We start from the raw sequence: 18508 nt of genomic DNA, 5'->3' as shown, positions 1-18508 counted from the left end.
ATTTATCAAGAAACACATTTATAATAAAAGGAGATTCATCTGTGAGCAAAAAAGAGAAACTTATAAAGAAACTAAAATCAAGACCAAGTGACTTCACTTTTGAAGAGGCTGAAATTCTATTGCAATTTTTTTCTTATTCTAAATCAAACAAAGGGCATACCAGTGGTTCACGTGTCATATTCACAAGTAAAAATCATGCACCTATCTTACTTCACAAACCACATCCAAGAAAAGAATTACTGGCATATCAAGTAAAAGATCTAATAAAAAAACTGGAACAGGAGGGATTCATTTGAATAATACTATATCTTATAAAGGTTACACAGGAACCGTGGAATTTTCTGAAACGGATGGTATATTTTATGGAAAAGTTGTAGGAATCCGCGCTTTGATCTCTTACGAAGGAACAAACGCCAAAGATTTAATAGATGATTTTCACAATGCTGTAGATGATTATTTGATTGTTTGCCGGGAAGAAGGAATATCCCCTGAAAAGGCTTATAAAGGAGGTTTTAACGTACGTATTTCCCCTGAGCTTCATAAAGCCGCCGCTCTTTATGCTTTATCACATCAAATATCCTTAAACAATTTCGTCGAACAAGCTATTAAAAATCAATTGAAAGAAAAAGTTTTGTAAAAGACATTATAATGTTAACGGGGACGGGGGATTTCTGAAAATCCCCCGTCCCCGTTAACTATTTTATTGCCTTAATCAGCCGTTCTGCTGCCAGTTCAATATTCTCTCTTCTGGTGGCCAGATTGACGCGGATAAATGTCTCGTTTTCTCCGCTTCCGAACCATGCGCCGTAATCTACTGCCAGTCCGCAGTCATCACGGACGACTTTTTCCATATCTTCCGGGCGGACATAAGCTCCCAGATCGATCCACATCAGATAAGTCCCTTCCAGATTGGAAATCCACACCTTCGGAAGTTCCTTTTCCAATGTCTCCCGCAGATAGCGGTAATTTCCTTCGATGATCCCCAGAAGTTCTTTCAGCCATTCTGCGCCTTCTTCATAAGCGCTCTGCACTGCGATATACCCAAAGGAATTGCCGCCGCTGATGCGGATCCTGGTCAGGTATTCGTCGTAACGCTCCCGCAGTTTTGCATCGGGAATGATCACGATGGAATTCTGGCAGGCCGCCAGGTTAAAGGTCTTGGTTGCCGCCGTCAGCGTCACCAGGATCTCATCATAGTCTCCCACAGTAGCTGTCGGGATGTGATGATATCCGGACATTTCCAGATCCTGATGAATCTCATCCGAGATCACATAAACCTGATGTTTTTTACAAATGTCCATGACTTTCCGGAGTTCTTCTTCCTTCCAGACTCTTCCTACCGGATTGTGGGGCGAACAAAGCACAAAAAGTTTCACGCCCTGTTCCACAATGCTTTTTTCAAATCCTTCATAATCCATCACGTATCCGGTATCCCGGCGGATCAGCGGGCACTCCACAATGGTCCGGTGATTGTTGACCAGCGCATCCTTGAACGGATAATATACCGGCGGCATGATCAACACCGGATCTCCTTCGTTTGTCAGAATATGAAGAAGCCAGTTAATGGCAGGAACTACACCCGGCGCAAACCGGATCCAGTCCTTTTCCACCTGATACTGATGATGGGATGCCTCCCAGTTCATAAATGCCTGCTCATATCCGTCGGAATGCTTATAATATCCAAACACTCCCTGATCCAGATATTTCTGCAAAGCTTCCTTCACACAGGCCGGCGCCTCAAAATCCATGTCTGCCACCCACAGAGGCAGAAGGTCCTCCTTGCCAAACTTCTCCAGGCAATCGTCCCACTTTGTAGAATTCGTATTTTTTCTTTCTTTGTAAATTACTTGTCCCATGCTGCACCTCTCTTTAGAATCATTGCAACATTATTATAACACTATGAAAATGATTTTCCATCCGGGACATATACATTTCATTATAGGAAATTGAGATAAGATAAAATAGAAAAATGCGATAAGTAATGGGGAATGTAAGAGAAGGCATACACTCTTTTCACGGATTGCATACCTCCTCTTATCTCCTTATCTTATGCTTCTCCCAGTTTATAAACGGACAGCGACACATTCGTATACAGATAATTGCCGCCCTCTCCGACAACCCTCAACGTAGTCGGAGATTCTGTTGTCTGTACAATCTGAGAAAATGATACATTTCCCGTATCCGACGAGGTCTGGAATGTATAATGAGCCGGTGTCCCCTGCACAATATTCCCGTTTTGCTCCAGGTATAACGTAACCGTAAGCGGAAAATCCGAACCGCTGATCGGGCTTATGCTGCCATGGAAGGCCACGTAATAATACCCCGGATTCTGGATTGTAAAATCTGTGCCTCCTGCAGTATGTGCAATTCCCGTCCCATTTACCACCTCGTTCTGGTCAAAATCCAACGCATTTCCGGAAGTTCCCGGCTGTGACGGCACGGAGTAGGCTGATATCAGATCCGGTGTCCCGCTTACACCTGCAGGACCGGTGGCTCCTGTCGCTCCTGTCACTCCTGTCGGGCCGGCTGGGCCTGTCGCTCCTGTGACTCCGGTTGGGCCGGTGACTCCGGTCGCTCCGGCTGGGCCTGTTACCCCTGTTGGGCCTGCCGGACCTGTTACCCCTGTTGGGCCTGTCGAACCCGTAATTCCTGTTGGCCCGGTCGCTCCTGTGATGCCTGTTGGACCGGTCGCTCCTGTCGCTCCTGTTGGTCCCGTCGGGCCTCCCGCCGGGCCTGTCGCTCCTGTCGGCCCCGTGATACCTGTTGGACCGGTCGCCCCGGTGGCTCCTGTTACTCCTGTCGCCCCGGTCGGGCCCGTGGCTCCCGTCGGACCTGTCGGCCCCGGCTCACAAGGCGGCGGACAGGGCCCAAATGGCGGGAACGGCCGGCATCCGCATCTTCTGCGCTGCTCTTCTGCTTCTGTTTCCTGTCTGTCCTGTCTATTTCGAAACAATGACATCTCCTGACTTCCTTTCAAGTTCCTGTTTCCCTATTAATATATGTCAGGATTTTGTTTCTGTCCGTCCTTTCTTCTTTCATGAAAATATTGCCGGTTTAAACGGACGTATTCTGACTCCGGTTTGAATCTGCCAGCCAGTTCATTATATCTTTCCGCCTCTTCCTGATTGCCCATCCTGTCAAAGCAGACACACAGAGAAATGGCCGGAAGAAACCCGTAGCAGTCCTCCTCCACAAACGCGCCGGAAGACGCCGCCTTTTTGGCCAAAAGCGCCTGCCGGTACCAGAAAGCAGACTGCTCGTACCTTCCCCTGTCCAGAAAATATTTCCCCAGATCGCAGCACGTCTCTCCCCTTGGTACATCATAACGGAAGGAAGAAAACAATGCCTCCAAAGCTTCTTTCTCCCGTCCTGTTTCCCGGAGACATCTGGCCAGGAGCCTTGCCGCATCAATCTGATTCTCCATCCATCCGTCCGGACGGTCTAAAAATGCCCGAAAAACCCGGGCCGCCCTTTCAAAGTCCCCGTGCGTCAGCAATTCTCTCCCGTAATAATAAAGAGAACGGCTGTCAAATTTTTCTCCGTTCTCTTCCATCTTTCTGTATATGTTCAGGTTCCTGTCCGGATCACCTGCTTTGATTTTTCTGTGTTCAATGGGGATTTCTTCATATTGCACCTTGCCATGCAGAGGGATGGTCTCATGTACCTTCCCTGCAAATCGAAATGCACCCGTATTGCGGACGATCCGCTCCCGGTAATACGTAAATACCGGACGGTCCTCTTCGTCAAATCCTGTCTGATACGGCATCATAATAATATCCGTATCAACAGAAATGCTTTCTTTCAGTTCCAGAAATTCTTCCTGTGCCGCTCCGGTCATTACATCGTCTGCATCAACCCACATACAGTACTCCATCGACGCCTTTTCCAATCCGTAATTCCTGGCGGCAGAAAAATCATCACGCCACACAAAATCATAAATCCGATCTGTGTAGTTCCCTGCAATTTCTTTCGTCCGGTCTCCGGAACCAGTGTCCACAATAATGATCTCATCCGCAAGCTTTCCAAAGCAGGAAAGACAGCGGTCCAGAACTTCTTCCTCATCTTTGACGATCATACATAAACTGACAGATGCCATAAAAGCCTCTTTTTGTTTTAGCATATGCTTCTTGGAGCAATCAGGATTTTTCCCTGTTCCTTAAAAATATTTCCGGATCACCTGCAGTACCCCCTCGTCATCATTGGATACGGTAACGGATCCTGCATGTCTTTTTACCTCTTCCGCCGCATTTCCCATAGCGATCCCAAGTCCTGCATACTCCAGCATCTCTATATCATTTGGCCCGTCACCCACCGCGATCATCTCCTCCCGGCTGATGCCGTATCTTTCGCCGATCTTCTGCATCGCCGTGGCTTTTGATACCTGTCTGTGAAAAAACTCCAGAAAAACAGGCTGGGAAATACAACAGGTAACCTGCGAAAACTCTTCTTTTCCAAAGTCTTCCGTCCACTTTCGAAGGTTGCCCGGCTCATCGTACCAGAGGATTTTTGTAATATTCTGATCAGAAAATCTGTCAAAATCCTTGATCAGCACCGGTTCTACCCCAGAAATCTTCTTATAATCATTCATTTTGGCATTTATCTGATTCCCATAAAGACGGCCCCCTGCCCAGATGCACATCGTGGTATCGTACCGAAGTCCTGATTCCATAATCTTTCTTGCGTCCTTTGGCCGCAATCCCTGTTCAAACAGCGTTTCCCCCGTTCCGGCATCCACGATCATGGCGCCATTGTAAGTGATCACCGGGCCCGTAAGATGCAGAAGTTTCTTGTACTTTTCCACTCCCTGGACAGGTCTTCCGGTAGAAATCACAACCAAAACACCTGATTCTGCCAGCTGCCGGACCGCACGAACCGTTTCGTCTGAAATCTGTTTTCTGCTGTCCAACAGGGTGCCATCCATGTCAACTGCGATCATCTTGTAGTTCATTTTTTGTTTCTCCCATGTCATTTCTTCAAGATTATTATGGGATAAAATGTGCATTTCTTCATGCAATATTTCCCACCTATATCTAATTCACTATCCAAATGAAAATCATCTAAAACATATGTTAATCTTATCATGGAACAAATAATTTTCAAAGAACAAGATCCCCCGTCAATATCAAATCTATTGCATTATCCATGGTAGCGACTTTCTTTCCCAAGATTGTTTTCAGGAAACAAGTCTGATATAATGGCTTAAAAACTTTAACGAAAGGAATTTCGAGATGAAAAAATATCAGGTTAAAGTAAACACAGATAAATGTGCAGGATGTGGCTTATGCAGCAGAGTATGCGTTTCACACAATCTTATAATCAGTCAGGGCAAGGCAAAAATAATTATGGACAAATGTATTATGTGCGGACAATGTTCAGCAGTTTGTCCTCAAAAGGCAATATCTATAAATGGATATGGGAGCGGGCAGATCGAAAAGACAGATGAAGTGCGACTCAACCCATTGGATCTCTTAAATGCAATCCGTTTTCGCAGAAGTATTCGTAATTTCAAAAAAACAGAAATACCAAAAGAAGTCATTGAACAAATCTTAGAGGCGGGAAGATTTACTCACACTGCCAAGAATATGCAGGATGTATCCTATGTTGTCCTTATTGAAAAAAGAGACGCTGTCGAAAAAATGGCCGTAAAACTATTTCAGTCTGTTAAACCAATCGCAAACCTTTTTATCCCTATGGCACGAAACCTTAAAATCACTGATCATTTTTTCTTTTTTAACGCACCTGCCGTTATTGTTATTTTAGCAAAGGATAAAACAAACGGTATTCTTGCCGCTCAAAATATGGAATTTGTCGCAGAGGCAAATGGATTAGGTGTTTTATACAGTGGCTTTTTTACAGTGGCGGCAAACATTTCGCACAAGATCAGAACGGCCATCTGTGTTCCCAAAGGGAAAAAAGTGGCTATGACGCTGGTTCTGGGATATCCAAGTGTAAAATATCTACGTTCAACACCTCATAAAGAATTAGAAGTCAGATATATGTAGATTTGACTTTTTTACACAAAAAATGGATTATAATTATAACGTCAAGACCAATCCAGAATATTTCAGATTTCATATAGTGTGCAGCTGAAATTTGACAGGCAGATATTCTTTTGTTAGAATAAATATAGAAAAAAGGCACTACCGATAAGCGGTTAGTCCAAATTCATATTTAAGTTACGAAAAGTAACCGCATTCCTTTGGACGAGGGCGGTTACTTTTTCGTATGATTTATATATGCAATCAGAATCGTTACCACGATACTCAGTATCATTAGTACGAGGGAAAGCATTTCAAAATCACTCATAAGCTTACCCTCCTTTCCCAGATTTCTCCTTATGGAGATTTCTATGTAATCAGAGGGTCCAGTCCCCCTGCCGAAGGACTAACCGCCTACCGTTTTTCTGATAGTGCCTAATTTATTCTATCAAAACAACCAGCTTCTGACAAGAAACATTCTTCACATAGACTTTTCCATAATAGAGAAAAATAAGGATCATTGCTTTTGAAAAAGCAGTGATCCTTTTCTTCATATGATTATAACCTATATTTTTGCATGAAAAAATCGGAGTGACAGGATTTGAACCTGCGACCTCTACGTCCCGAACGTAGCGCTCTACCAAGCTGAGCCACACTCCGATAAATGACCAGATACCTCTTTTGCTCTGCTTTCAAGGTATCCGGTGCCCCTGCCAAGGAACTACGGATAGAGGACTCGAACCTCTACTAACAGAGTCAGAGTCTGCTGTGCTGCCATTACACCAATCCGCAATGTTTCCAGCGAACATGTTTTATTATACCAATTTTTTAACAAAAATCAACCCCTTTTTTTCATTTTTTTTATTTTTTTCCTCAACCCGGAAAATCCTTTGCAAAAACGCCTGTCCAGCCCCCTCTTCCTGTGGTACACTGACAGGTAGGAGGACGACTCATATGAAACATTATTACCGTATCGGAGAAATATCCCGCCTGTACGGCGTTGGCCCTGATTCCCTGCGCTACTACGAGGAACTTGGCATTTTGAAACCTCACCGGGGTGAAAATAATTACCGGATGTACCACATCCATGACCTGTGGCGGCTGAATGTGATCCGCGACCTGCGGGAGCTTGGATTTTCCATGGCGCAGATCCAGGATTATCTGCAGAACCGGACCCTTTCCTCTACCGAAGAACTTCTGACCCGGGAACTTTCCGTGATCCAGGAACGTGTCAATAAGCTGGAGGAACTGAAGGCAAATATCGAAGACCGCCTCCAGGTCCTGGAAGAGATCCAAAACCAGCCTCTTGGCGTGATCGAACAAAAAGAACTGAAGGCCCGCCGCTGTTACACCATCCCTTCCGGTTATCAGATCGACGAGGAAATGGATATGCTGATCAAACAGCTGATCAATAAGAATCCGGATAAGCTGTACATCATCGGCAATAACCGGATCGGCTCCGTGATCCCGCTTAACAAGGCCAGAAACGGAGCATATCATGATTACTCTCAGGTATTTATCATCGACAAAAGCGGGGATGAGACCATTCCTGCCGGTACTTATCTGACCGTCAGCTATAATGGAAGTTCTGATAACAACCAGATCTACATCCCCGCCATGTTTGATTATGCCAAAGCTCACGGTCTCACTCCCGCCGGTCCTGTCCTGGAACTGTTGCTGGCGGATATCCACCAGACAGAACAGGAAACGGAGCGCCGCACAGAACTGCAGATCCTCTGTCGTTAGGCTTCCAGACAGATCTCCCCGTCAAATACGACTTTGGCGGGGCCTGTCATGTAGACCTTGTCTGCCGCCCGGTCCCAGAAGATCTCCAGGTCGCCGCCCAGCAGCCTGACGGTTACCTGGTCTTCTGTATATCCGTTCAGGATGCTTGCCACGGCCACAGCGCAGGCGCCCGTGCCGCAGGCCAGGGTTTCCCCGGAGCCCCGCTCCCATACCCGCATTTCCACTGTATTTTGGTCCAGCACCTTCACAAATTCTGTGTTGACCCGGTTGGGGAATCTCTCGTGATTTTCAAAGGAAGGTCCGATCTTTTCCAGATCCAGCCCTGCCACATCGTCCATAAAGATGACTGCGTGTGGATTACCCATGGAAACACAAGTCATATGGTATACTTTTCCCTCTACTTCCAGAGGCTCGTCCACCACCCGGGTGCCGGAAGCGGCTACCGGGATCCTGGAAGGCTCCAGGATCGGTGTCCCCATGTCTACCTTTACCAGACTGACTTTCCCATGTTCTACTGTCAGATCCAGATATTTGATGCCTCCCAGTGTTTCCACCGAGATGGAGGTCTGATCTGTCAGGCCATAATCATAGACATATTTTGCTACGCAGCGGATGCCATTCCCGCACATTTCGCCTCTGGAACCGTCTGCGTTATACATCCGCATCTCAAAGTCCGCCTTATCTGACGGACAGATCAGGATCAATCCGTCAGAACCGATCCCAAAATGCCGGTCGCTGACAATCCTTGCTGTTTTTTCCGGATCAGGAAGATCTTGTCTGGTACAGTCCACGTACACATAATCATTTCCTAATCCCTGCATCTTTGTAAACTTCATTATAATCCTCCTTGATTTTCATTGAAACCTGCGCTTTACTCTGCTAAAATAATCCTTAAACCGGCCCCGGATCAGGGGCACAGGAAAGGAGCACCGCTTATGAGTTATTCCATCCCTATCGAAACCAGCGCCAGACATATCCATCTGTGCCGGGAAGATTTTGAAGCTTTGTTTGGAGAAGGGAAAGAACTAACCTTCAAAGCCAGTTTAAGCCAGCCCGGACAGTATGTGGCCGAAGAACGCCTCACTGTTACAGGCCCCAGGGGAACCTTTGAAAATGTGGCGATCCTTGGTCCGTTCCGTTCCGAAACGCAACTGGAGATCTCCATGACCGACACCCGGAAACTGGGGGTTCCTGCAGTGATCCGCCAGTCCGGCGATACCGCGGATACTCCCGGCTGTACGCTGACCGGCCCGCTTGGCTCCATTGACATCGACCACGGAGTCATTGTGGCAAAACGGCACATCCATATGACGCCTTTCCAGGCCCTGCAGATGCGGGTAAAAGATAAGGATGAGGTCTTTGTCATCATGGAAAGTTTTGAGCGCTCACTGATCTTTGCCGATGTTGTGGTGCGTGTAGACCCTAATTTTGCGCTGGCTATGCACGTAGACACCGATGAGGCCAACGCTTTTGCCAATTCCGACCATCCCACCGGCGTGATCTTAAAACTGTTCGGCGGAAGGACTTACAATCTGCAGAAATGGGCCGAAGAGCTCCAGAGCGGCATCCGCCGCATCTAGGCGGACTCTGGCGCTTCTTCGTTCTCTTATAATTTCGCAGTCAGCGTCTTTGCAGTCACGCCATGGATCATCCCCAGCTTTCCCGACAGGGAGCTGGTGGCGTCCTGGGGCGCGTCGATCACAACGCTGATGATAGAAATCCCCCGGTCCCGGTAAGGAATCCCCATGCGGCCGACCACGTATTCCCGGTATTCATGGAGCAGTTCATTGACTTTTCCCGCCGCCTCTTCATCTTTTAAAATAATACTCACTACGGATACTTTGTTTTCCATCTTTCTCTCACCTCGTCTGTCTCCAGTCCTGCTTCGCCGCGGCAAAGCACCTATCAGCATTGTATCACACTTTTCCTTTTGTGTATCTGTCTAATTTTCCGGATCCGGGATCTGCCTTCCGGTCACATCCAGATGATAGGCCTCCCGCCGAACCATCTCTGAGAGTGGCGCCCACAGGCATCCGGCCTCTTTTCCCGCCCAGATCAGCGGCTGCAGTGCGTCCGCCATATATCTGGTTCCTGCATGAGCCCGGATGATCGCCCCATTTTCAAATCCCCCTTCTTTTTTTACGGTCTCTAAAATGTGCGCTTTTCCGTAATCTTTCCAGTCCAGGGTATCCACATTCCAGGAAACAGTCTCATACCCCAGCGCTTTTGCGGTCCGTATCACCTCGTCGTCATAGTTGTCATAAGGGGCGCGGAAAAAATGCATCCGGACTCCGGCGGCTGTTTCAACCGCTTCTCCCGCCTCCAGGATCTCTTTTTTCTTCTCTTCTTCGGACAGCCCTGTCATGCTGCGGTGGGTCTGGGAATGATTGCCGATATCATGCCCGGCCTCCGCCATTTCTTTAAGCAGATCCGGGTGACTCTGTGCCCATTCCCCGGTCACAAAAAAAGAGGCCTTCACCTCTTCCTCGTCCAAAATATCCAGGATCTCCTCCAGATCCGCGCTCTCCCAGGCCACGTCAAAGGTCAGGGCAATTTTCGGCTCTTTTGTCTCCACAGAAGAAATAGGAAGCTCCCGTCCATTTACATTGGAGGAAACTTCCGCATGCTCTGCCAGATACCGGGCGCACCCGGCGGTAGCCATACACAGGATCAAGCCTGCCGCAATATTTCTGACTTTCATTCCATCCGCTCCTGATCCGTACCGCCATTTACTGGTAATATATGCTTCTTTGATGATCGGATATTCCCTCTTTGGAGATTTGATGCTATAATGGCTTTATGAAAAATGAAAAAATAAGGAAAATAGCCAACAACTGCATATATACCCTGCTTCTTCTGTTGGCGGCAACAGCGCTGGCCTTCCTGATCTTTTTTGCCAGCAGCCGCAATTCTGCGAACATCGCGCTAATCTATATCCTGGCGCTCCTGTTGATCTCGCAGCATACCGCCAGTTACGGTTACGGCATTTTTTCCGCTCTTTTCAGCGTGGTATGTATCAACTGCTTTTTTACATATCCCTATTTTGCCGTAAACTTTACACTGAATGGATATCCTATTACGTTTATCTTTATGCTGACGATCGCGCTTCTTGCAAGTGCCGCGATCATCCGGCTGAAAAAGCAGGAGCAGATGATCGCCGAGCGGGAACGGCAGATCAACGAGGCAGAAAAAGAACGGATCCGCGCCAACCTTTTACGGGCGGTTTCCCACGATCTTCGCACCCCGCTTACCAGCATCATCGGAGCTTCCGCCTCTTATATGGAAAACCCGGAAGCATTTTCCAGACAGGAATGTCTGGATATGGTATCAACGATCAATGAAGATTCCCACTGGCTTCTGAACATGGTGGAAAATCTCCTTTCTGTGACCCGCATCCAGAATGACGGCGGAAAGGTGGCCAAGGAGCCAGAGGTCATGGTAGAAGAGGTCGTATCCGAGGCCATTTCCCGGTTAAAGAAGCGGATACCGGACGCAAAGCTTACCGTAGAGGTTCCGCCTCAGGTGCTGATGGTTCCCATGGATCCTCTGCTGATCGAGCAGGTGCTGATCAATCTTCTGGAAAATGCGGTGGTGCACTCTGAAAGCACGGAGCCGATCCGGCTGTTGATCACGGAAGAGACCGATACCGTCACCTTCCACGTGATCGATCACGGAAAGGGCATCGACGTCCAGATCCTGCCCGAGATCCTAAGCGGACATTATGACCGGCCTGCGTCCACGGAAGCCCACCGGGGCATGGGCATCGGTCTTTCGATCTGCAATACGATCGTACAGGCCCACGGCGGCACGATCGAGGCCAGGAACCACGAAGCCGGCGCAGAATTTTATTTTACACTTCCCAAGGAGGATAAAGCATTATGATAGGACCCAGCTGTTCGATCCTGATCATCGAAGATGAAAAGAACATTTTAGATTTTATGACAAAGGCGTTGAAAGCCAATAATTACAAGGTTTATACCGCCACATCCGGGCAGTCCGGCCTGGCGCTCATCACTTCCCAGTGTCCGGATCTGGTGCTGCTGGATCTGGGACTGCCGGACATCGACGGAAATGAGATCATCTCTTCTGTCCGCCAGTGGACCAGCTGCCCCATCATCGTCGTTTCCGCCCGCAGCAATGAGCGGGACAAGGTTACGGCTCTGGACCTGGGCGCAGACGATTACCTTACCAAGCCTTTTGGCACGCCGGAACTTCTGGCCAGGATCCGGGCGTCTCTCAGGCACAGCAACCGCATGGAATCCAGTTCTCCTCTGTACATCCATCCCTATCAGTGCGGCGGCCTTCTCATTGATTTTGACAGGCGCATTATCACACTGGATGGAGAAGCGGTCCACCTGACTCCTGTGGAATATAAGATCGTTGCCTTCCTGGCGCGCAATTCCGGAAAAGTTATGACCTATTCCGCCATCATGTCCAACATCTGGGGACCATATGCAGACAGCAACAACCGGATCCTCCGGGTCAATATGGCGAATATCCGGCGCAAGCTGGAAAAAAATCCCGCCCAGCCGGAGTATATTTACACCGAAGTGGGCGTGGGATACCGTATGCGGGAAGATGAATTCGAAGCAAATTAACGGAACGCGCAAATGGGGACGGGGGATTTTCAAAAATCCCCCGTCCCCATTTGCGTGTAAAAAATTAATCGTTCTTATTCAGCCATTCTTTCATCAGCTCTACATAACGGTCATTGTCCTCTACAAAGCACATATGTCTGCAGGTACGGAACAGTTCCCACTCAGCGTTCGGGATCCGGTCATACATATATTTTGCAATGTACGGTGTACACAGATCGTTTCCGCCGTTGATCACCAGAGTCGGCTCCTTGATATCTTTTAACTGCTCGGTTACGTCGTAATCTTTCAGGGTTCCTTCCGGTGTGTACTCATTGGGTCCCCAGCCTACAACGTAAGCTTCTCCGCCTTTTTTCACCGGACGGCGCAGGCACTCCGGAGAGTCCTCTGTCACTGCTCCTGCCGCATGACGGAGCATGTATTCTGTCTCAGCGGCCATGTAAGCCGGATCGCTGTAATCTCCGCTTGCAGTAGCTTTCTCGATCGCGTCCTGCATCTCCTGCGGAAGTTCTTTGATCATACGGTGCTGTTCAATGCCCCACATCCAGGATGCCGGAAGTGTACTGGAAAGGATCAGGCTCTTAAGTCCCTCCGGCTTATAGTTGCATACATAGTCCAGAAGCAGCATACCGCCCCAGGACTGTCCCAGAAGATGGATCTCATCCAGCCTCAGATGTTCTCTGATGGCTTTCAGTTCTTCGATCCAGGTCTCAGCCTTCCACAGGTCCGGACGGTTGTCCACATAGGACTCGCCGCATCCGATCTGATCGTACATTACCAGTTCACGGCCGTCCTCTTCTGCCAGGCGGTCCAGCACTTCAAAATAATTGTGGGTAGATCCCGGTCCTCCGTGAAGCAGGACCAGCGGTTTTTTATTTCCTGTCTTCTTTCCTACAATCCGGTAGTACGTTTTGTACTCCTTAAATGGCATATAGCCTTCTCTGATTTCCATAATGAAAACCTCCTTTTTTCATCATTTATTCTTCAATCATCATTTTAATGATCTCTTCATTTGTTTCCCTCATACCATCTTTCCCCAGTCTTCCGATGTTATGAATGGTTGCCTCTACGCCGCGGGTAACAATGCCGTCTCCTGCATAGAACTGCTGTCCCCGGATGTACATGTTGTATCCCAGGATCCCGGCGTCCACAGACTCGGCGATCTTGGCTGCGCAGGATGCCTTGGCCCCGTCGCAGACCATGCCGGACACAATGGCCAGCGCATTTACAACAGTGTGGATCACTTCTTCATATCCGCCGCCGCACAGGTAGGCAATACCGGCTCCTGCCGCAGCTCCGGCGCTGACTGCCCCGCAGTATGCGGACAATCTTCCGATACCGGTCTTCTGATGGATCGCCACCAGGTTAGAAAGCGCAAGCGCACGGTAGGTCTTGTCCTCTCCGGAATTGAATTCTTTGGCATATTCCAGAACAGGAAGAGAACAGGTCATGCCCTGGTTGCCGCTTCCCGCGTTGATGATAACCGGCAGTTCGCAGCCGTTCATGCGGGCATCGGATCCTGCAGCCGCGCGCGCCTTTGCGCGTACCTTTACATCAGCGTCTCCATAAGTTTCCAGAAGGACTCTTCCGATATTCGCGCCGTAATCTCCCCGCAGCCCTTCGTCTGCGATCGCTGTATTATATTCAATCTGACGGCCGATCACTTCCCGGATATCATCAATCTCTACCGTATTGATAAAGTCCCAGATATCCTCCACATCCAGAAGACTTCTGTCTGTCAGTCCTTCCTCGTTCTCCCCTTCCACCGGGATGTCCAGAAGTACTTTGTGATCTTTTTCAATATGTACGATATTGGTGTGATAATTGGCGATCCTTACCATTGCATAAGAATCCCCTTTTGTCACTGTAACAATGATCTCAAATGTAATGCCGTGATCCACGTGCTCTACCGTGATCTTTCTGGTCTTCAGAAATTCCTTCATCTCTTCGATCTGTTCTTCTGTAACTTCTGCGATCACTTCCAGCTCTTTCTCGGCTTTTCCTGCAATGATCCCTGCCGTCGCCGCCGCCGGGATCCCCTTCAGGTGATTGGTATTTGGCACGATCACGCTTTTTACATTCTTGATGATACTTCCGCTGGCCTCTACCTTTACCTCATCCGGAATCTCGCCCAGCACTTCTCTGGCTTTTGCCGCCGCATAAGCAAGGGCGATCGGCTCCGTACACCCCATTGCCGGAACCAGTTCTTCCTTTAATATCTGGACATATGCCTGATATTTTTCATCCTCTCGTTTCACAACTGTTCTCCTTTCATTTTCCCCTGGTATTCTTACTTACCATTATATACATAAAGAGACAGGATTCCTACCCTTTTTCCCCATTCTGCCATTAATTTTCTGCCTGCGGGCCGCCTTTTTCGTACACCCGGTCCAGGGTAAATCCGCGGCCGCTGACCTCGTTGATCTGGCTTACGGTGATAAACGCCTTGGGATCAATGGACTGCACCAGTTCCCGCACTGCAAAAAGCTTCCGGTTCTGGAGCACGCACATCACGCCTTTTTGTTCTTTCGCGTCATACCCGGTCTCGATATAGAACATGGTCACTCCCGCGTCCACATCCTTTAAGACTTTCTCCTTGATCTCCTCATATTTCTCAGAGATGATAAATACCTGGATCTGCGCCTTTCCAAACAGCATGATCTTGTTCATGAACACAGTTTCCAGCACCAGCGTAATGATACCGTACAGCACCTGCTCCGAAGTAGAATCAAAGATCTGGCTTCCCAGCACCAGGAAATCTACCACATACAAGAGAACGGCCACCGGAATGTGGAACCATTTATTAAAGATCAAAGCAAAAATGTCGGTTCCGCCTGTGGAAGCCCCCACTCTTACGATCATCCCGATCCCGGCTCCCAGGATCACGCCGCCGTACAGAGCGGACAGCATGATATTATCGGTCAGTTTTGTGATCCCCGGGATCATCTGGATCGCCTGCAGAAATGCCGGATACAGGAAGGTGCTTGCGATGGTCGTCACAGCAAACTTCTTTCCCAACACTATGGTTCCCCAGATAAACAGCGCCGCGTTCACGGTCAGCACCAGCATGGACAACGGCAGCGGGATGATCCTGCTAAGAAGGAGTCCGATACCTGTGGCTCCGCCCATGATGATTCCCTGTGGCACAATAAACGCGGCTACCGCAAAGGCGATCAGGGCATTTCCGCCCACAACGCCGATCACGGTCCCTGCAAGTTTCCTTTTCTTCGTCCCCATATCTATAACCTCTCTTTCCTTCTTAGGAGATTCCCTTCATGGTAAGCTGGATCCGCTTCTTCTTCAGATCCACGCTCAGCACCTTCACATCCACCACATCGCCCACATGCACCACTTCCAGCGGATGTCTGATAAATTTCTTCTCGCTGATCTCGGAAATGTGGACCAGACCGTCCTGGTGCACGCCGATATCCACAAACACGCCAAAATCAATGACGTTCCGGACCGTGCCTTTTAACACCATGCCTTCTTTCAGATCCTTCATATCCAGCACGTCCGTGCGCAGAATGGGACGGGGCATCTCATCTCTTGGATCCCTTCCCGGTTTTTCCAGTTCCTTTACGATGTCCTTTAAGGTGATCTCGCCGATCTTCAGTTCTTCTGACAGTCTTCCATAATCCCGGATCGTAAGGGAAAGGCCGGTCAGATTGCCATTTCTAATGTCCTGCGGACCGTATCCCTGCTTTTTCAGAAGCTTTCTGGCGGCCTCATAGGATTCCGGATGCACACTTGTAGCGTCCAGCGGCTCGTCTCCGTCCGTGATCCTTAAGAATCCGGCGCACTGTTCAAATGCTTTGGGGCCAAGTTTGGGCACCTTCAGCAGCTGTTTTCTGTCTGTAAATTTACCGTTTTCCTCTCTCCAGGCAACGATGTTCTTCGCGATCGTCCCGGATATACCGGAAATGTATGAAAGCAGCGGAGCCGAAGCGGTATTTAAATCCACGCCCACCCGGTTGACGCAGGATTCCACCACGCCGGAGAGGGCTTCGCTTAATTTCTTCTGGTTCATATCATGCTGGTACTGTCCCACGCCGATTGCCTTGGGATCGATCTTCACCAGTTCCGCCAGCGGATCCTGCAGCCGCCTTGCGATCGAAGCAGCGCTTCTTTGTCCCACATCAAACTTGGGAAATTCTTCGCTGGCAAGCTTGCTGGCCGAATACACAGACGCCCCGGCCTCGCTTACGATCACGTACTGCACCTTCTGCGGGATCTCTTTTAACAGTTCTACAATAAACTGCTCCGATTCCCGGGAGGCCGTCCCGTTTCCAAGAGAGATCAGTGTCACATGATATTTTTCAATGATCTTTTTCAGGAGATCTTTGGATGCCTGGATCTTTTTCGGCGTCGTCGGAGCCGTTGGATAGATAACGGTTGTGCCGATCACTTTCCCGGTGGGACTTACCACCGCAAGCTTACATCCGGTCCGGAAGGCCGGATCCCATCCAAGAACCGTCTGCCCCACAATGGGCGGCTGCATCAAAAGCTGCTCCAGATTCTTCTTGAATACCTGGATCGCGCCGTCTTCCGCTTTTTCCGTCAGTTCATTCCGGATCTCCCGCTCAATAGCCGGGGCGATCAGTCTCTTATAGCTGTCCTGAACCGCTTCCTGCAAAAAAGGCGTGGTGTAGGGATTCTCCTCGCGCACCAGCTGTTTTTGCAGATAGCGCAGGATCTCTTCCTCCGGAGCTTCCACTTTTACATTCAGGAACTTTTCCTTTTCGCCCCGGTTCAAAGCCAGTATCCGGTGTCCCGCCAGTTTCCCTGCGGGCTCTTCAAATTCATAATACATCTCATAGACAGACTCTGCCTCCGGATCCTTTGCCGTGGAAACGATCTTTCCCTTTTTCATCGTGGCTTTCCGGATCCAGCTCCTAAAATCCGCCTCATCGGAAATATTTTCTGCGATAATATCCCTTGCGCCTGCCAGAGCATCTTCCGGCGTCTCCACTCCTTTTTCCGGATCCACATACTCTGCCGCCAGCTCTTCTAAGGGGCGGTCCGCTTTCTGCAGCGTGATCAGGGCAGCCAGAGGCTCCAGGCCTTTCTCCTTTGCAATGGAAGCCCTGGTCCTTCTCTTGGGCCGGTAGGGCCGGTACAGGTCTTCTACCACAACCAGGGTCTCTGCCGCCAGGATCTGCGCCTTTAACTCATCTGTCAGCTTTCCCTGCTCCTCAATGCTTCCCAGCACCTGTTCCTTTTTCTCCTCCAGCCCTCTTAAATAGGTAAGCCGTTCAAACAGGGTCCGAAGCTGCTCATCATCCAGGGTTCCGGTCGCCTCTTTGCGGTATCTTGCGATAAAGGGGATGGTATTTCCTTCATCGATCAGGCTGACTGCCGCATCCACCTGCCATTTCTTTACGCCAAGCTCTTCTGTAATCTTCTGATTTATATCCATTTTTTGTTATCCTTTCTATAATACACCGAGATTAATTATAGCGAATATTCCCCTTTTTCGCAACCTTCCGCCACATACCGAGTTCACTCTGTTTTCTTGAAAAAACAAGGCTTCCATGGTATACTGGACACAGCTTTAAAATATCGTTAAAAGGGGTTTTTTATATGGAGATCAATGCACAGGAGCTTTCCAGGCAGCAGCAAAAATCACGGGAGACAAAGGCCCGGATCTTCAATGCCGCCAAACAGATCCTGCAGGAACAGGGGTATGAAGCTCTGTCCATCAAAAATATCTGCGAGGCAGCGGGCGTATCCAATGGAAGCTTTTATCATCATTTTAAGACCAAAGACGATCTGCTGTCCTATTATATTGAAGAGCAGCCAAGCATTAATCCGGATTATCTGGATCTGCCCGGAAATGCCGAAGAGGCCAAGACAGCGATCATCCGCGTGTACTTAAATTATGTCCATTACTGCCGGGAACTGGGGGTTGCCTTTATGTCCAACTATTACACCCCCAAGAACCAGTCCCTGAACCCGCTGACCCGGACCGAGCGTCCCTACCCGATCGTTACCGTACACGATTATCTGAAACGGGCCATGGATGCCGGCGTGATCACCTTGCCGCTTCCCCTGGAAGATGTGACCAGCGACATCCGGATCATCGTCATCGGAAATGTCTTCGACTGGTGTCTGAAAAACGGGGAGGCTGATTTTGAACGAAACATGGAACGATCCTTAAAAGTCTACCTGGACGGATTGTTTTAACGCCCC

19 protein-coding genes and 2 tRNA genes are annotated in these 18508 nt (G+C 48.9%); 8 read left to right on the top strand and 13 right to left on the bottom strand.

Going from position 1 to position 18508, the window contains the following annotated elements; translation table 11 throughout:
- Positions 1-41: 41 nt before the first annotated feature.
- Positions 42-296, top strand: coding sequence for a type II toxin-antitoxin system HicA family toxin (locus tag H6A13_RS13270; RefSeq protein WP_204908465.1), 255 nt, complete (start codon positions 42-44; stop codon positions 294-296).
- Positions 293-637 carry a type II toxin-antitoxin system HicB family antitoxin gene (locus tag H6A13_RS04710; protein ID WP_204908464.1) on the top strand — a complete coding sequence of 115 codons (345 nt, stop codon included), beginning with the start codon at positions 293-295 and terminating at the stop codon, positions 635-637. Before H6A13_RS13270 ends, H6A13_RS04710 begins: the two co-directional genes overlap by 4 nt.
- A 58-nt stretch (positions 638-695) precedes the next feature.
- On the opposite strand, the gene H6A13_RS04705 is transcribed toward H6A13_RS04710, so the two are convergent.
- From H6A13_RS04705 to H6A13_RS04690, 4 genes are all read right to left on the bottom strand, one after another.
- On the bottom strand, positions 696-1856 hold the full coding sequence (locus H6A13_RS04705) for a MalY/PatB family protein (RefSeq protein WP_204908463.1): 1161 nt from the start codon (positions 1854-1856) through the stop codon (positions 696-698).
- Between the two features lie 191 nt (positions 1857-2047).
- Positions 2048-2953 carry a collagen-like domain-containing protein gene (locus H6A13_RS04700; RefSeq protein ID WP_243424727.1) on the bottom strand — a complete coding sequence of 302 codons (906 nt, stop codon included), beginning with the start codon at positions 2951-2953 and terminating at the stop codon, positions 2048-2050.
- 39 nt (positions 2954-2992) lie between these two features.
- On the bottom strand, positions 2993-4096 hold the full coding sequence (locus H6A13_RS04695) for a tetratricopeptide repeat-containing glycosyltransferase family 2 protein (protein WP_204908461.1): 1104 nt from the start codon (positions 4094-4096) through the stop codon (positions 2993-2995).
- A gap of 60 nt (positions 4097-4156) precedes the next feature.
- Positions 4157-4948, bottom strand: coding sequence for a Cof-type HAD-IIB family hydrolase (locus H6A13_RS04690; RefSeq protein ID WP_204908460.1), 792 nt, complete (start codon positions 4946-4948; stop codon positions 4157-4159).
- A 280-nt stretch (positions 4949-5228) separates the two neighbouring features.
- Here H6A13_RS04690 and H6A13_RS04685 point away from each other — a divergent pair, with 280 nt between their 5' ends.
- Positions 5229-6002: a nitroreductase family protein gene (locus H6A13_RS04685; RefSeq protein ID WP_204908459.1), complete on the top strand. Its 774-nt coding sequence runs from the start codon at positions 5229-5231 to the stop codon at positions 6000-6002.
- Positions 6003-6564: 562 nt separating this feature from the next.
- Here the strand turns inward: H6A13_RS04685 and H6A13_RS04680 are convergent.
- Together H6A13_RS04680 and H6A13_RS04675 are read right to left on the bottom strand one after the other, a co-directional pair.
- Positions 6565-6638: transfer RNA gene (locus H6A13_RS04680), tRNA-Pro, on the bottom strand.
- A 61-nt stretch (positions 6639-6699) separates the two neighbouring features.
- A tRNA-Gln gene (locus tag H6A13_RS04675) sits at positions 6700-6770 on the bottom strand.
- A gap of 162 nt (positions 6771-6932) precedes the next feature.
- Between H6A13_RS04675 and H6A13_RS04670 the strand changes: the two genes are divergently transcribed.
- Complete coding sequence (locus tag H6A13_RS04670; protein WP_204908458.1) at positions 6933-7724, top strand: MerR family transcriptional regulator; 792 nt, start codon at positions 6933-6935, stop codon at positions 7722-7724.
- On the opposite strand, the gene dapF is transcribed toward H6A13_RS04670, so the two are convergent.
- Positions 7721-8560: a diaminopimelate epimerase gene (gene dapF / locus H6A13_RS04665; protein WP_204908457.1), complete on the bottom strand. Its 840-nt coding sequence runs from the start codon at positions 8558-8560 to the stop codon at positions 7721-7723. The two genes, H6A13_RS04670 and dapF, sit on opposite strands and share 4 nt — an antisense overlap.
- Positions 8561-8659: 99 nt before the next feature.
- Between dapF and pduL the strand changes: the two genes are divergently transcribed.
- Complete coding sequence (gene pduL, locus H6A13_RS04660; protein WP_204908456.1) at positions 8660-9304, top strand: phosphate propanoyltransferase; 645 nt, start codon at positions 8660-8662, stop codon at positions 9302-9304.
- A gap of 26 nt (positions 9305-9330) precedes the next feature.
- Here pduL and H6A13_RS04655 read toward each other — a convergent pair whose 3' ends face one another.
- Both H6A13_RS04655 and H6A13_RS04650 read right to left on the bottom strand, forming a co-directional pair.
- On the bottom strand, positions 9331-9576 hold the full coding sequence (locus H6A13_RS04655; protein WP_204908455.1) for a TM1266 family iron-only hydrogenase system putative regulator: 246 nt from the start codon (positions 9574-9576) through the stop codon (positions 9331-9333).
- A gap of 90 nt (positions 9577-9666) precedes the next feature.
- Positions 9667-10425: a polysaccharide deacetylase family protein gene (locus H6A13_RS04650; RefSeq protein ID WP_204908454.1), complete on the bottom strand. Its 759-nt coding sequence runs from the start codon at positions 10423-10425 to the stop codon at positions 9667-9669.
- Positions 10426-10523: 98 nt separating this feature from the next.
- On the opposite strand from H6A13_RS04650, the gene H6A13_RS04645 reads away from it, so the two are divergent.
- On the top strand, positions 10524-11606 hold the full coding sequence (locus tag H6A13_RS04645; protein ID WP_204908453.1) for a sensor histidine kinase: 1083 nt from the start codon (positions 10524-10526) through the stop codon (positions 11604-11606).
- Positions 11603-12322 carry a response regulator gene (locus H6A13_RS04640; protein WP_204908452.1) on the top strand — a complete coding sequence of 240 codons (720 nt, stop codon included), beginning with the start codon at positions 11603-11605 and terminating at the stop codon, positions 12320-12322. Before H6A13_RS04645 ends, H6A13_RS04640 begins: the two co-directional genes overlap by 4 nt.
- A gap of 64 nt (positions 12323-12386) precedes the next feature.
- On the opposite strand, the gene pepI is transcribed toward H6A13_RS04640, so the two are convergent.
- The 4 genes from pepI to H6A13_RS04620 all read right to left on the bottom strand — a co-directional run bounded on the left by pepI (position 12387) and on the right by H6A13_RS04620 (position 17735).
- Positions 12387-13271, bottom strand: a complete 885-nt coding sequence (pepI, locus tag H6A13_RS04635; RefSeq protein WP_204908451.1) for a proline iminopeptidase — start codon at positions 13269-13271, stop codon at positions 12387-12389.
- 25 nt (positions 13272-13296) lie between these two features.
- Positions 13297-14577 (bottom strand): L-serine ammonia-lyase, iron-sulfur-dependent, subunit alpha, encoded by a 1281-nt coding sequence (locus tag H6A13_RS04630; RefSeq protein WP_204908450.1) that lies wholly within the window; start codon positions 14575-14577, stop codon positions 13297-13299.
- A 91-nt stretch (positions 14578-14668) separates the two neighbouring features.
- Positions 14669-15556, bottom strand: coding sequence for a YitT family protein (locus H6A13_RS04625; RefSeq protein ID WP_204908449.1), 888 nt, complete (start codon positions 15554-15556; stop codon positions 14669-14671).
- Positions 15557-15578: 22 nt separating this feature from the next.
- Complete coding sequence (locus H6A13_RS04620; RefSeq protein WP_204908448.1) at positions 15579-17735, bottom strand: Tex family protein; 2157 nt, start codon at positions 17733-17735, stop codon at positions 15579-15581.
- A gap of 164 nt (positions 17736-17899) precedes the next feature.
- On the opposite strand from H6A13_RS04620, the gene H6A13_RS04615 reads away from it, so the two are divergent.
- On the top strand, positions 17900-18502 hold the full coding sequence (locus tag H6A13_RS04615) for a TetR/AcrR family transcriptional regulator (protein ID WP_204908447.1): 603 nt from the start codon (positions 17900-17902) through the stop codon (positions 18500-18502).
- Positions 18503-18508: the final 6 nt, after the last annotated feature.

It is taken from the genome of Mordavella massiliensis (assembly GCF_016902415.1).
Classification (GTDB): Bacteria; Bacillota; Clostridia; order Lachnospirales; family Lachnospiraceae; genus Merdimonas; species Merdimonas faecigallinarum.
Note: the sequence above shows the minus strand (reverse complement) of the source record. Positions and strands in the feature narration are given on the sequence as shown.